Origin of the sequence: Streptomyces sp. SLBN-31, from assembly GCF_006715395.1 — a bacterium.
GTDB lineage: Bacteria > Actinomycetota > Actinomycetes > Streptomycetales > Streptomycetaceae > Streptomyces.
Genome location: NZ_VFNC01000001.1, coordinates 2,853,063 through 2,866,045, shown reverse-complemented (window position 1 = coordinate 2,866,045; position 12,983 = coordinate 2,853,063). Strand labels below are relative to the sequence as shown.

The window sequence follows — 12,983 nt, the reverse complement described above, 5'->3', positions numbered from 1 at the left end:
GCAATCGCCGAACGACCGGAAAGGTGGCGATCACCGTGGCTGAGCATCCCCACGCACAACTCGTCCGCAAGGGCTACGAAGCCTTCTCACGCGGCGACATGGACACCCTGCGCTCGATGATGACGAGCGACGCCACGCACCACGTGCCCGGCAGTCATCCGCTGTCCGGCGACTGCAAGGGGATCGACGCGATCCTCGACTACTACCGCCGGCTCTTCGAGGAGACGGCCGGAACCTTCGAGGTCGAGCTGCGCGGTGTCCTGGTGGACGGACGCGGCCATGCCGTCGCGATGCAGCACGTCAGCGCACAGCGCGGGGACAAGCGCATGGACGAGGACGGCTGCCTCGTCTTCCGGATCGTCGGGGACAAGGCGACCGATCTCGACGAGTGCGTCGAGAACCTCGACAGGGTCGACGAGTTCTGGTCATGACTGCGTCGCCCGGCCGCACAGCCGGGCGAAACGGTCCGCGTCCACATTGCCGCCGGAGACAATGACACCGACCCGGCGTGGCAGGGAACCCGCGCGCCCGGCGAGCAGCGCGGCCAGCGGGGTAGCCCCGCTCGGCTCGACGACGATCTTCAGCCGCTCGAACGCGAAGCGCATCGCGGCGCGGATCTCGTCGTCCGAGACCAGAGCGATTTTGTCGACCAGCCTGCGGTTCACGGAGAAGGTCAGCTCGCCGGGCGTGGTCAGGGCCTGTCCGTCGGCGATGGTGCGCGGCACCGGGACGCTGACGCGCTCGCCCGCCTCCAGGGACCGCTTGGTGTCGTCCCCGGCCTCCGGCTCCACGCCGAGGACTCGGATCCCGGGGTGCAGTCCCTTGGCCGCCGTGGCGGACCCGGCGATCAGCCCGCCACCGCCGACGGGCACGAGCAGTTCGTCCAACTCGCCGACTTCTTCGAGGAGTTCGAGCGCGGCGGTGCCCTGGCCGGCCATGACGTGCGGGTGCTCGTAGGGCGGGATGAGGGCGAGTCCTCGCTCGTCGGCGAGAGCTCGGGCGACGGCCTCGCGATCCTCGGTGTAGCGGTCGTACGTGACGATCTCGGCGCCGTAGCCCTCGGTGGCCTCCCGCTTGGAGGTCGGGGCGTCCTCGGGCATGACGATGACGGCAGTGCTGCCCAGTTCGCGGGCGGCCAGCGCGACGGCCTGGGCGTGGTTGCCGGAGGAGTAGGCGGCGATGCCCTTCGCCAGTTGCTCGGGGGTGAGCCGGGAGGCGGCGTTGTAGGCGCCGCGGAACTTGAAGGCGCCCACCCGCTGGAAGTTCTCGCACTTGAGGAAGACCTCGGCGCCGACGAGGGAGTCCAGAGTGTGCGAACGCAGCACCGGGGTGCGGTGCGCGACACCCTTGAGCCGGTCGGCGGCGTCGCGGACGTCGTCCAGGGTCACGGGCGGGGTGGTGGTCGTCACGCCTGTCCTCCAGCGGGGGTCGGGTCGGTGGCCGCGCGGGCCTGGGAGAGGTAGCTGTAGGCGGAGGCACGGGAGATGCCGAGCCGGGCGGCGACCTGCTCGACGGCACGCCGCACGGCGAAGACGCCGTGTTCGTCGAGGCCGCGGAACAGGTCGAGGCGCTGGGCGCGGTCGAGTCCGCCCCAGGGCCGGTCCGGCCCGATCCGGTGGGCGTCGAGGATGGTGTCCACGACGGAGTCGAGGTCGTTGCCGAAGGTGGTGACAGGGGTTTCGCCGGCGTCGGTGAGTCCGGCGAGGGCGCCGAGCAAGGCGTGGGCCTCCCCGACCGCGGTGACGTCGACGTTGACGCAGAGGGCGCCGAAGACCGCTCCCGTGGAGTCCCGCAGCACCATGGTGGACGCCTTGACCAGCTTGCCGGACCGGGTGCGGGTGACGTAGTTCAGCTCGTCCTCGGCCTGGTCGCCGCGGGCCAGGACCCGCATGCCGATCTCGCTCATCGCGCCGCCCACGGCCCGGCCTGTCACCGAGCCGGCGACGGCGACGACCGAGTTCTCCGGGTGCCGGTAGTCGTGCAGGACCGCCTCACAGACCGGCCCGAACGTCGCCGCGATCCCGTCGGCGACAGGACGCAGCGCGGCGAGGATCGCGTCCCTCTCCGCATCAAGGGTCTCTTCATCGGTCACCCGCCTAGACTAACGGTCCAAAGCCTGGACGGAAAGTCCAGGACGAGAGGCTGTCGTGGGTCGCGGCGTGCGTCAGGGCCTCCCGTGCGGCGTGGCGGTCGCCGACCGTCTCCCACCACGGGTGGGTGTGCATCTCCTCGGCGAGGCGCCGGCACCGCTCCCGCGCGTCCGCCAGACGCTCCCGCTGCCCGCCGGTGATCTCGGCGCGGCCGGCCGCGATGTCCGCGCCGCTGGGCAGATGCGCGGCGATGTCCGCGGCGTGTTCCAGGGCCCGGGTGAAGGTGCGGCGGGCGGCCACCAGGTCCCCGGGTATGACGAACTCGCCGACGACGAAGGGCCGGGAGAACTCGGACGGCCCGGGTTCGGTGTGCCACAGCGAGGCGTCGATGGGCAGTTCGTCGTCCCGCGCGCGGGTCAGCTCGGTCCGGACACCGTCCTCCGTTCCACCGGCACGGGAACGCCCCGTCCGGCCTGCCGCGTCCGCCAGGCGTGCCGCCGGCGCGCCCGGGTCGGGCTCGGGCCGGCCTTCGAGGAACTCATCCTTGTCGGTGGGGGTGACCCACATGTGCCAGCCGCGGCGGCCGGCCGGGTGCGGCAGATACAGCGAGACCAGTTCGCCCGTCGCCGTGCGCCGGATGACGTCGTCGTAGTACAGCCCCCGGACCGGCTCCCACAGCGCGTGCCTGCCGCCGCAGCGGCCGGCGCCCTGCTGCGGGCAGGGCACCGGGTTGCCCCAGTCGCAGCGGGACATGTGCAGGTGCTTGACGCCGCCGCGGACCGGGAGGGCGGCCCGGTCGGTGACGTCACGCCAGCTCTGCACGTTCAGCCGGGCCCAGGGGGCGCGGTCGATCGGTATCGCGTTCTCGTTGTTGACGAGCCACAGCGGAGTCAGCCCCGCCCGGCGCGCGTTCCGGGTTCGGTCGTCGACGGAACCGCCCGCTATCGCGGCGAGCTGGATTTCGTAGGCGAGGCGATGGCTGTCCGCGCCCTCGACCGTGACATCCGCGCGTCCCTTTTCGGGCCCGTCCCCCTCCGGCCGTGTCACGCGGAATCCCTCCCCCGCGGCGACCTTCGCCGTGTATTCCCCCAGCGCCTTGTGGAGATCGCTTTCGGCCTTCGTCTCGGGGCGTTCTCCTTTTGCCACATGCATGGCGTGCGGACGGCCGTCGACCTTGCGGATGGTCATGAAGCCCGGGCAGATGAACCCCTCGTCCTCGTGGGCTCCCAGGCAGTAGAGAAGATCCGGTTGGTAATTGCCGTAGATCTCGTCGAGCAGCCGAGGGTATTCCGGATGCCCGAGATCGGCCTCGGTCAGGTCGAGTGTGATGCCGAGGCCCCTGTGCCAGACGCTGTAGGTCATATTGCGAGAGTAGGACGCGGCACTGACAATCGGCCCCGGCGCCAACTCCGGTCGCGGCCGGAGGCCTTTCGCCCACGGATTTCAGGACCGGCCGACAGGGCCGTCGCGGTCGATGAAACGTCCGGTGCCGGCACCGGGTTTTTCGGTGGCGAGGCGGACGATCGCGTCGGTGCCCTCGGTGACGGTCTGGGGACCGGAGTGGCCATTGAGGTCGGTCGCCGTGTAACCGGGGTCGGCGGCGTTGACGCGAATGTCCTTGAACGCCTTTGCGTATTGAGTGGTCAGCATCGTCTGGGCCGCTTTGGAGGCCGTGTAGAGGGGCGCGATCACCGAGGACTCGATTCTCGACGGGTCGTGCGTGATGGCGAGCGAACCCATTCCGCTGCTGACGTTCACGACGACCGGATCGGAGGACCGGCGCAGCAGCGGAAGGAATGCGGTGGTCGTCCGGATCACGCCGAAGACGTTGACGTCGAAGACGCTCCACGCGTCGGCGCCGGTCAGTTCACCCGGGTCGCCGTACGGGCCGTGCACGCCGGCGTTGTTGATCAAAACGTCGACCACGCCCTCGCGTGCCGCGACATCGGCGGCGGCGGCCGCGACGGAGGCGTCGTCGGTGACGTCGATGCGGACGAACCGCGCGCCCAGCGCGTCGGCGGCAGCGGCCCCGCGCCCCGGATCGCGGGCGCCCAGGATCACGGTGTGGCCGAGTGCGACGAGACGGCGTGCGGTCTCGTGGCCGAGCCCCTTGTTGGCGCCGGTGATGAAGGTGGTGGTCATGCCCCGATCGTTCAGTGGTCGACGCACGCCGCGCCAGGGAGACTTCGACCGTAGGAAAGGCAGTACCAGGACCGCGTGGAGGGCGTCGGGGCAGGATGGATCGCATGACGGCGAGAGACGGTGTCGGACTGGGTACGACGATCCGCGCCTGGCGGGAGCGGCTGTCGCCGTCCTCGGTGGGGCTGCCCTCCGGGCCCGGACGCCGTGCGGCGGGACTGCGCCGCGAGGAACTCGCCGAACGCGCCGGTGTATCGGTCGACTACGTGGTGCGGCTGGAGCAGGGGAGGGCGACCACGCCCTCCGCACAGGTGGTCGCGTCCCTGGCGAACGCGTTGCAGCTGACGTCCGCCGAGCGCGACCACCTGCACCGTCTGGCGGGACTGGCTCCTCCGGACGCCGGCGTCGTCCCCGACACGATCCCGCCCGGGGTCCGGCGCGTGCTGGACCGGCTCGGAGATGTCGCGGTGGCCGTGTTCGCGGCCGACTGGCAGATGCTGCGGTGGAACGCCGGATGGGCGGCGCTGCTCGGCGACCCGTCACTCGCGCCGCCCGGGCTGCGCAACTTCGCGCTGGAGCGGTTCCCGGTCGGCCCCGACCCCGTCCGGATCGCGCTGTGGCCGGTGCTCGTACGCGACGGCCACACCTCCGACCTGGCGGTCGTGTCCGACCTGCGCCGCGCGGCCGGCCGCTTCCCGCACGACGCCCGGCTGGCCGAGCTGATCCGCCTGCTCATCGACGGCAACGAGACGTTCGCCCGGTTGTGGGCGAACGGCACGGTGGCCGCCCACCGCGAGGACCGCAAGCGGGTCGAGCATCCCGTGGCCGGTGCCGTGGAGGTGGACTGCGACGTCCTGACCGACGGCGACTCCGAGCTGAAGATCGTGATTCTGTCCGCGGCACCCGGCGGCCCGGACGAGGCCGCCTTCAGGTTCGCCCTGGACGGCGGGGCCACGGCCGGCGCGGTCGGCACGGCCGGCGCGGTCGGCTGGGGCGCGACGGGTGTCAGCGGCCCGGGGCGCGCTCGGTGACCTCCTGCAGGAACCACTCGTTGCCGTCGAGGTCCTTGAAGGCGGCGAAGGTGCCGTAGCTGGCCCGCTCGGGGTGCACGCCGGGCACCCGGCGGGTGTCGCCGGCGTGATGGAAGGCCCCGGTCTCGTCACGGAACGGACCGGACACCTCCACACCGCGGGAGGCCAGCTCCTCCTGGGCCTTGAGGATGTCCGTCACGGTCAGCTGGAGACCGTGGAGTGTGCCCGCCTCCTGCTGGGTGAGGCCCTCACCGAAGATGATCGAGCACTCGGAGCCCGGCGGGGTCACCTGCACGATCCGGTAACCGTCGTCGATCGGGAAGTCGGCGTCGAGGCGCCAGCCGAGCCGCTCCACGTAGAAGCCCTTGGCCCGGTCCACGTCGCCGACCGGAAGGATGACGACTTCGAGCTTCATGTCCATGGCCGTGATCTCGCTTTCGATGATTCGTTTCCCGTACGCCGGCGGACTCAGGACCCTCGACAGCGGGCGGCGTGGGTGGGGGTGCAGACCCGGGTCTGCGGGGTGTTTTACAGACCCAGGTCCAGGGCGAGGCACGAGTAGTACTTCCACGAAGCCTCCGGGTCGTACGACCCGTTCGCCGCGCCGGACGGAGCCGCCTCGACCGCTTCGGTCATGTCCTCGAAGCGGATGCGCTCGGGAAGCCTGCCGAATCGCGCGTGCCGTACCGCCGCCTCGGCGGCTTCCTTGGTGAGCCCCTTGCTCATGACCGTGCTCCACTTCGTCGCTCGTGGATGGCGTCCGGCTTTGTCGCCTCGGACGTTCATCAGCATGCCCAACCATCCGTCACCTGTCAAGCCGGTGACGGATAGATCCATTACCGTCCCACCGCTTCGAGTCGAACCGTTCACGCGTCACAGAACACCGCTCGAACGGGTTACGCGGAGGGTCAGACGGTGATGGTCTTGTACTCGGTGTAGGCGCCGAGCCCGACGGCGCCGTACTCGCGGCCGACACCACTCGCCTTGTAGCCGCCGAACGGGCCGTCGAAGGCGATGGAGGCGCCGTTGATGGTGACGGTGCCGGTGCGGACGCGACGGGCGACCGCCAGGGCGCGCTCCTCGTCGGCCGACCAGACGCCACCGGAGAGGCCGTATTCGGAGTCGTTGGCGATGCGGACGGCGTCGTCCTCGTCGTCGTAGGCGATGACGACCAGGACCGGGCCGAAGATCTCCTCCTGCGCGATCCGCATGGAGTTGTCGACGTCGGCGAAGACGGTGGGTGTGACGTAGTTGCCCTTCTCCAGACCCTCGGGGATCTGCGGACCGCCGGTGACCAGTCGGGCACCCTCGTCGATGCCGAGCTGGATGTAACCGCGCACTCGCTCCTGCTGGTCGGGGCGGATCATCGGGCCGATGAAGGTGTCGGGGTCGTCCGGGGCCCCCACCTTCAGCGACTCCACGAGCCCCTTCAGCGCGGCCACGACCTCCTCGTACCGGCTGCGCGGGGCGAGGACGCGGGTCTGCGCGATGCACGACTCGCCGTTGTTGAGCAGGGAGCCGAACTTCAGGCCCGCGACGGCCTTCTCGATGTCCGCGTCGGGAAGGATGATCGCGGCGGACTTGCCGCCCAGTTCCAGGCTGACCCGCTTGAGCTGCTCGCCCGCGATCGAGGCGATGCGGCGGCCGGCCCGTGTCGAGCCGGTGAACGCGATCTTGTCGACCTCCCGGCGCGAGATCAGGTACTCACTGGTCTCCCGGTCCGCGGGCAGCACGCTGATCACCCCCTCCGGCAGGTCCAGTCGCTCCAGCAGTTCGGCGAGGAAGCCCATGCTCAGCGAGTTCTCCGGGGACACCTTGAGCACGACGGAGTTTCCCGCGAGCAGCGCGGGGACGATCTTCGCGGTGGCCGAGGAGAAGGGTGAGTTCCAGGGGATCACCGCGGCGACGACGCCGACCGCCTCGCGGCGCACCACGCTGCGTACGGGGGACGAGGGGTCGGAGGGCACGAGCGTCTCCTCCCAGCCGAATTCCTCGGCCGCCTTCAGGTAGGCGTTCGCCTGCCGGGTCAGACCCGGCTGCCCGGCACGCGTGAACCAGCCGGCCGATCCGTTCTCCAGCGAGATCAGGTGGGCGATCTTCTCCGCGTTCTCCTCGCGCAGTGCGCTGAACCGCCTCAGGACCGCGATGCGTTGCTCCGGTGGGGCCAGACGCCACTCGCCCTTCTCGAATGCCGTGCGGGCCGCTTGGAGCGCCCGGTCGATGTCCGCCGGCTGCGCCTGTGCGGCGCGACCGATGACCGACCGGTCGTGCGGAGAGGCGATGTCGAGCAGCTCCCGGTTGGTCGGCTCGGCCCAGGAACCTCCGATGAAAAGCCTGTCGTAGATGAGCATGTGCTTTCTCTCTTTCGGTGCATCGATGCGATGCATGCGACTGACAGCATTAACTGTCACATCAGAGTAGCACTTCTTCTCTTTAGCTCCCCTCGGGCGCGCCCCGGGAGGTGGATGAGAGCGGAGACAAGTCGACCCCTGGGCGAAGGGAGCCCAGGGGTCGGTTCAGCGATTGGGTGGTCAGACCTCGGCGCGCCTGGGCAGGCGCCAGCCCGGGCGCGGGAAGTGGCAGGTGTAGCCGTCCGGGTAGCGCTGGAGGTAGTCCTGGTGTTCCGGCTCCGCCTCCCAGAACGGACCGGCCGGCACCACCTCCGTCACCACCGGCCCCGGCCACAGGCCGGACGCGTCGACGTCGGCGATGGTGTCCTCGGCGACGCGGCGCTGCTCCTCGTCGAAGTAGAAGATCGCGGAGCGGTAGCTGAGACCGATGTCGTTGCCCTGCCGGTTCCGCGTGCTCGGGTCGTGGATCTGGAAGAAGTACTCCAGGATCGTGCGGTAGTCGGTGACCGTGGGATCGAAGGTGATCTCGATCGACTCCGCGTGCTTTCCGTGGTCGCGATAGGTGGCGTTGGGCTTGTCGTTGTCGCCGCTGTAGCCCACCCGCGTACGGGTCACACCGGGCAGCGCCCTGATCAGCTCCTGCATGCCCCAGAAGCAGCCACCCGCCAGCAGCGCCCTCTCCTCGGCGTCGCTCATGGCACCTCACCTTTCCATTCACGTCGTTCGCGCAGGGCTCCAGGCTCGCACGTCGGCGGCCCGAACGGCTCCCCGCTCGTCACCATATCGACAGGTGATAATCAAGCCGTCAGATTCGTCACCCGTCGAAGTGGTGATGAAGCCGGCAGAGACAGAACACTGCGAGCGGCGAGGAAAATTCCTGAGAGGCTCACGTCTCGCTCCGAGGAGAGGGTGAGGAGGAGACCCTTCAGCGATCTGTTACATACGTGTAGCATTTTCCACCCATACCTCATCTCTTTTGAGACACTAGATGTCTCAGGCATCACATCCCGCCACTAGACTCGGTGCGGTGAGAGCCGACGCAGCGCGCAATCTGGAAGCGGTCCTGACCACCGGCGCACGCATGCTGGCCGCCGACCCCGGCGCGAGCATCGCGAGCATCGCCGCCGAGGCGGGGGTCGACCGGCGCACCGTCTACCGCCGCTTCGCCTCCCGCGAGGACCTCCTCACGGCCATCTACGAAGCCCGCCTGACGGCGATCGAACTCGCCATCGAGGACGCCCGGTTGCGTGAGGCACCCGTGGCCGTCGCCCTGCACCGCTACGTCGAGAACATCATCGCCGTGAACCGCACCTGGCCCGTCGACCTCAACCGGATGCTGGCCGACGAAAGCGTCCACGCCCGCCGTGACGCGGCCATCGAGGAGATGGACGCCTTCCTGCGACGCGCCACCGACGAGGGCCTCCTGCGCCCAGGACTCCCGCAGGGCTGGGCGAGCGCGATGCTGCCCCAGCTGATGCATCTGGTCTCCCGGCAGTTGCCCGAACTGAGCCCGGGACAGGCGGCGGACGTCGTCGTCGACACCCTCCTCAACGGCCTCGGGACGTCCTGACACGCCGACGGCCCTCGGGAACACCTGAACTCAGGTGCCCCCGAGGGCCGTCGGGTGAGGTTCATTCCATGTTCTGCCGAGCCGCCTCCGCACCGGACGTCTGCTGCGTGTCCTGCTCGCCCGCCGGGCGCCGGGCAGCAGCCTGACGGGGCGGCGACACGGTTCCGGGCAGACGGACGCGACGGAGTCGGGGCGGCTGGTCGGTGGGGTCGGAGTGGGTCAAGGCGTCTTCCGTCGGTGAGTGCTCCGGGAAACCAACGGCGGCCCCGCCACATTCCGTTACGCACCGATTCGGCCGCACCGACCCATTGGCCGGGCGCTCAGTCGGCCAGCCGGTGCGGGTGCGCCGGGTACACGCCGAGGATGCGCACCTCGGTGGAGAAGAAGCGCAGTTCGTGCAGGGCGAGGGCGATGCGCTCGTCGTCGGGGTGCCCCTCGATCTCGGCGTAGAAGCGGCTGGCGTTGAGCCCCGCGCCCATTTGGTAGCTCTCGATCTTGGTGAGGTTCACGCCGCTGGTGGCGAACCCGCCGAGCGCCTTGTACAGGGCGCTGGGGATGTTGCGGACGCTGAAGAACAGGCTCGTCATCGTCGGCTGCCCGGTGTGCGGGGCCAGGGCGGCTTCCCTGGAGAGGACGACGAACCGCGTGGTGTTGTCCGGGTCGTCCTCGACCTCGGCGCGCAGCACCTCGAGACCGTAGAGCTCGGCCGCGGCCGGCGGGGCGAGCGCCGCGTGCCGCGGGTCGCCGAGTTCGGCCACCTCGCGTGCCGCACCGGCCGTGTCGTCGCTGACGAGGGTGCGCCAGCCGCCCTCCCGCAGCACCTTGCGGCACTGCCCGAGCGCGTGCACGTGACTGCGTACGCACTCCACCTGGTCGAGGGTGGCGCCGGGCGCGCCCATCAGATCGAAGCGGATGGCCAGGAAGTGCTCGGCGACGATGAACAGGCCGGACTCCGGCAGCAGGTGATGTACGTCGGCGACGCGGCCGGCCGCGGAGTTGTCGACGGGGATGACGGCGACGTCGGCGGCACCCAGGGTCACGGCGTCCAGGGCCTGTTCGAAGCTCGTGCAGGGCATGTGCCCGGCGTCGGGGTAGAGGGCGCGCGCGGCGGTCGCCGAGTTGGATCCGGGTTCACCCTGGTATGCGGCGGTCGTCACCGTGGTTCAGCCTTCCTGGGGGCAGGTTCTGTCGTGGGCAGGAGAGAGGTCGGTCGGCTGCCGCACCGCTGAAGTATCGGTGAAAGTGCCTCGCTCGCATTCACCAGGGTGCCTGACGGTGCTCTGGTCCGGCCTGCCGGTTTGCACCACCCTTTGGTCACCTGTCAAAATGGTGACGTGAATCTTGATCATGTCTTCGTGTGCGGGCACCCGGCTCTCGACCTCGCGGCCACACTGCGGGCCCGGCGCTCCACCCGCTTCGAGATGTTCGTGACACCGGACCGGCTGAACGCCTGGTACCTGGAGTCCGGGCTCGTGGACACGATCACGCCCGGCGGGGAGGACGACGTCCAGGCGGCGATCACCGTGCGCGAGGCCGTCTACCGACTGGTGACCGACCGCCGGCTCGGCGAGGAGTTCGACCGGCAGGCACTCGCCGTGCTCAACGCCGCCGCACGCAAGACCCCCGTCACCCCTCAGCTCACCCTGACCGGCAGGCACACGGAAGCCACGCCCGAACAAGCGCTGGCCACCGTCGCCCGGCAGGCCGTGGAGCTCCTCAGCGGCCCTGACGTGCCGCTGATGAAGGAGTGCGGCAACCCCGAGTGCACCAGGGTCTACATCGACCGTTCCCGGGGCATGCGGCGCCAGTGGTGCGGCATGGAGTCGTGCGGCAACAAGATCAAGGCCGCCGCCTACCGCGCGCGGAAGAAGACCGCGCCCGACGTGGCCGCCCGCTGACGGACACCCACGGTCCTCGGGAGTCCGGCCCTCACCGTGTCGCGGGAGAGGCTGCCGGGATGTCGGCGGTGGTGATCGTCATCGGGGTTCCGGTGACGGCGATCAGATAGGTCCGCGAACGCCCGCCCGGCACGGGGTCAAAGCCGCCAGGGGGCTCGACGACGTAGTCGGCGGAGGCGTGCGGCGCCAGAGTGGCGGGGCCGGACGCGACGGTCCACCAGTCGGAGGCGCCCTGACCCCTGCGGCTGGCGAAGTGCGGGGAGAGTGTCGTGCCCGTCGTGTTCACGGCCCGCAGCCGGATGGCCGTGACGCCGACGCGTGAGCCGTGCGTGGCATAGCGGGGCGTGAGGCTCATGTGCAGGGGCGGAGGGCTCGCGGCGGCGACCAGCACGCAGACGAAGGCCGGGGTGAGCAGCCCGGCCGCCAGGGCGGCCTTCGCCCGCCGGCCGGTGAGGCGCGGCACACGCGGCTGCCAGGCGGTGGCGAAGGCGGCCGCGGGGACCGTGGCCACGGCCGCCAGCCACAGCGGGGTCATCATCAGGAAGTAGCCGTCCTGGGAGCGCGTGGCCAGGTAGAACGCCAGCCAGGGCAGGGCGGTGATGGCCGGGCCCAGTCGCCGGACGAACAGCAGAGTGACCGCGAGCAGGCCGAACAGCAGCAGCTGGCTGCCGTGGGAGTAGTAGTCGAGGCGGCTGCTGCCGTCGGTGAAGTAGTAGGAGACGCCCATCACGCCCTGCCCGTGCAGGATCGCCTTCTGCCGCAGCGGCAGGAGGATGCCGTCCAGCCAGGCCGAGAAGTCCTGGGCGGCGAAGTAGGCGTTGAGGGCGGACCAGGTGAGGGCGGCGGTGGCGGCGTAGCGGGCGGTGACCGCCAGGGCGCGCCGCGGGCCCAGTTCGCCCCTCCGGACGGCGTAGAGACCGATCAGCAGGAACGGAGCCAGGAACCAGGCGAGTTGCTGGGCGGCGCCGGCCGCGCCCAGACAGGCCGCGCGCAGCACGCCTCCCGGTCCCAGGTGCCCGTCCCGGCCCGTGTCGGGCCAGCGGACCACCACCGGCACGAGCAGCGCGAGGGCCGTGACGGCCGGGTAGCCGAGATAGGCGTAGTGGGGCAGGAACCCGAAGCCGAGGCAGACGGCCGTGGCGGCGGAGCGCCACGGCGCCGGCAGCAGCAGCCACAGCAGGACGGAGGAGAGGAGGAGGGCGGAGGTCGTGACCAGGGTGGCGGCCGCCGTCGCGTGGACGACGGCGTGCACCGGTGCCGCGAGCAGCGCCGTCAGCGGCGGATAGCCGTACGTGTAGTCCGCGCCGCCCGACATGGTCTTGGTGATCCCGACGCGCGGGGTTCCGAACAGCCAGGGCCACGGCTGTCCGTACACCGGGTGGCCGTGCAAGAGCTCGTTCGCCGCCTGAGCGGTCAGTACGCCCTCGTCGCTGCCCATGTGATCCAGCAGGTAGCCGCACGTCACCAGGACGACGGCGGTGACCAGGACGGCCGCGTCGACCCGGACGAGCCCGTGGCGGGTGCGCACGACCAGCCCGAGAACGGCGCAGAGGAGGATCGAGGCGTAGCAGACCGAGATGACCCCGGCGACGAGCGGGCGCGAGAGCATCGCGTCGGTCCAGGCCGCTCGGGTGCCGATGAACAAGCTGATCGTGGCGACGAGGGTCATGCCCCGGTGCAGTTGCCGGGGCGCGGCCTGCGGAACTCCACGTGTCCGGGTCGGGGGTGCGGGCGGCGCCACCGGATCCGTGGCGGTACGGCGCCGGATCCCGACGCTCGTTCCGGCGCGGTCGGTGTCAGCCATGGACCACCTCCTGTCTCGCCCCCATTGGGCGCCGGCCGCGTACGTACGGCCACCGGAGATCCGCCGAGTGCGCCGTGCGGGAGACGAGCCGCGGCACGAG

At 70.5% G+C, this 12,983-nt stretch carries 14 protein-coding genes; 4 read left to right on the top strand and 10 right to left on the bottom strand.

The window, feature by feature from the left end:
- The first annotated feature begins 35 nt into the window (after positions 1-35).
- The gene (locus FBY22_RS13195; protein ID WP_142145295.1) at positions 36-431 is read left to right on the top strand and encodes a nuclear transport factor 2 family protein; all 396 of its coding nucleotides are present in this window, start codon (positions 36-38) and stop codon (positions 429-431) included.
- Here FBY22_RS13195 and FBY22_RS13190 read toward each other — a convergent pair.
- The 4 genes from FBY22_RS13190 to FBY22_RS13175 form a co-directional block, all read right to left on the bottom strand.
- Positions 426-1,409: a threo-3-hydroxy-L-aspartate ammonia-lyase gene (locus FBY22_RS13190; protein ID WP_142145293.1), complete on the bottom strand. Its 984-nt coding sequence runs from the start codon at positions 1,407-1,409 to the stop codon at positions 426-428. The two genes, FBY22_RS13195 and FBY22_RS13190, sit on opposite strands and share 6 nt — an antisense overlap.
- Positions 1,406-2,092: a transcriptional regulator gene (locus FBY22_RS13185; protein WP_142145291.1), complete on the bottom strand. Its 687-nt coding sequence runs from the start codon at positions 2,090-2,092 to the stop codon at positions 1,406-1,408. Before FBY22_RS13185 ends, FBY22_RS13190 begins: the two co-directional genes overlap by 4 nt.
- Before the next feature lie 4 nt (positions 2,093-2,096).
- Positions 2,097-3,452: a hypothetical protein gene (locus FBY22_RS13180; protein ID WP_142145289.1), complete on the bottom strand. Its 1,356-nt coding sequence runs from the start codon at positions 3,450-3,452 to the stop codon at positions 2,097-2,099.
- Positions 3,453-3,533: 81 nt separating this feature from the next.
- The gene (locus FBY22_RS13175; protein ID WP_142145287.1) at positions 3,534-4,232 is read right to left on the bottom strand and encodes an SDR family NAD(P)-dependent oxidoreductase; all 699 of its coding nucleotides are present in this window, start codon (positions 4,230-4,232) and stop codon (positions 3,534-3,536) included.
- A gap of 104 nt (positions 4,233-4,336) precedes the next feature.
- Here FBY22_RS13175 and FBY22_RS13170 point away from each other — a divergent pair, with 104 nt between their 5' ends.
- The gene (locus FBY22_RS13170; protein WP_399211024.1) at positions 4,337-5,260 is read left to right on the top strand and encodes a helix-turn-helix transcriptional regulator; all 924 of its coding nucleotides are present in this window, start codon (positions 4,337-4,339) and stop codon (positions 5,258-5,260) included.
- Here the strand turns inward: FBY22_RS13170 and FBY22_RS13165 are convergent.
- The 4 genes from FBY22_RS13165 to msrA all read right to left on the bottom strand — a co-directional run bounded on the left by FBY22_RS13165 (position 5,235) and on the right by msrA (position 8,307).
- On the bottom strand, positions 5,235-5,681 hold the full coding sequence (locus FBY22_RS13165) for a VOC family protein (RefSeq protein WP_142145283.1): 447 nt from the start codon (positions 5,679-5,681) through the stop codon (positions 5,235-5,237). The genes FBY22_RS13170 and FBY22_RS13165 overlap by 26 nt on opposite strands.
- A 107-nt stretch (positions 5,682-5,788) precedes the next feature.
- On the bottom strand, positions 5,789-5,986 hold the full coding sequence (locus FBY22_RS13160; protein WP_142145281.1) for a hypothetical protein: 198 nt from the start codon (positions 5,984-5,986) through the stop codon (positions 5,789-5,791).
- A gap of 182 nt (positions 5,987-6,168) precedes the next feature.
- A complete protein-coding gene (locus FBY22_RS13155) occupies positions 6,169-7,611 on the bottom strand; it encodes an aldehyde dehydrogenase (protein WP_142145279.1) in 1,443 nt (480 codons plus the stop codon).
- A gap of 180 nt (positions 7,612-7,791) precedes the next feature.
- A complete protein-coding gene (msrA, locus tag FBY22_RS13150; protein WP_142145277.1) occupies positions 7,792-8,307 on the bottom strand; it encodes a peptide-methionine (S)-S-oxide reductase MsrA in 516 nt (171 codons plus the stop codon).
- 385 nt (positions 8,308-8,692) lie between these two features.
- Between msrA and FBY22_RS13145 the strand changes: the two genes are divergently transcribed.
- Positions 8,693-9,181: a TetR/AcrR family transcriptional regulator gene (locus FBY22_RS13145; protein WP_142147586.1), complete on the top strand. Its 489-nt coding sequence runs from the start codon at positions 8,693-8,695 to the stop codon at positions 9,179-9,181.
- A gap of 320 nt (positions 9,182-9,501) precedes the next feature.
- Here FBY22_RS13145 and FBY22_RS13140 read toward each other — a convergent pair whose 3' ends face one another.
- Positions 9,502-10,338, bottom strand: coding sequence for a prephenate dehydratase (locus FBY22_RS13140; RefSeq protein WP_142145275.1), 837 nt, complete (start codon positions 10,336-10,338; stop codon positions 9,502-9,504).
- A gap of 177 nt (positions 10,339-10,515) precedes the next feature.
- On the opposite strand from FBY22_RS13140, the gene FBY22_RS13135 reads away from it, so the two are divergent.
- A complete protein-coding gene (locus FBY22_RS13135; RefSeq protein ID WP_142145273.1) occupies positions 10,516-11,079 on the top strand; it encodes an ABATE domain-containing protein in 564 nt (187 codons plus the stop codon).
- Positions 11,080-11,110: 31 nt separating this feature from the next.
- On the opposite strand, the gene FBY22_RS13130 is transcribed toward FBY22_RS13135, so the two are convergent.
- Positions 11,111-12,883 (bottom strand): hypothetical protein, encoded by a 1,773-nt coding sequence (locus FBY22_RS13130; protein WP_142145271.1) that lies wholly within the window; start codon positions 12,881-12,883, stop codon positions 11,111-11,113.
- Positions 12,884-12,983 lie beyond the last annotated feature (100 nt).

Bases quoted from the DNA above. Each gene is read 5' to 3' on its own strand.
- FBY22_RS13180 (WP_142145289.1), bottom strand. From the start codon at position 3,452: ATGACCTACAGCGTCTGGCACAGGGGCCTCGGCATCACACTCGACCTG.
- FBY22_RS13175 (WP_142145287.1), bottom strand. From the start codon at position 4,232: ATGACCACCACCTTCATCACCGGCGCCAACAAGGGGCTCGGCCACGAG.
- FBY22_RS13170 (WP_399211024.1), top strand. From the start codon at position 4,337: ATGACGGCGAGAGACGGTGTCGGACTGGGTACGACGATCCGCGCCTGG.
- FBY22_RS13165 (WP_142145283.1), bottom strand. From the start codon at position 5,681: ATGGACATGAAGCTCGAAGTCGTCATCCTTCCGGTCGGCGACGTGGAC.
- FBY22_RS13160 (WP_142145281.1), bottom strand. From the start codon at position 5,986: ATGAGCAAGGGGCTCACCAAGGAAGCCGCCGAGGCGGCGGTACGGCAC.
- FBY22_RS13155 (WP_142145279.1), bottom strand. From the start codon at position 7,611: ATGCTCATCTACGACAGGCTTTTCATCGGAGGTTCCTGGGCCGAGCCG.
- msrA (WP_142145277.1), bottom strand. From the start codon at position 8,307: ATGAGCGACGCCGAGGAGAGGGCGCTGCTGGCGGGTGGCTGCTTCTGG.
- FBY22_RS13145 (WP_142147586.1), top strand. From the start codon at position 8,693: ATGCTGGCCGCCGACCCCGGCGCGAGCATCGCGAGCATCGCCGCCGAG.
- FBY22_RS13130 (WP_142145271.1), bottom strand. From the start codon at position 12,883: ATGGCTGACACCGACCGCGCCGGAACGAGCGTCGGGATCCGGCGCCGT.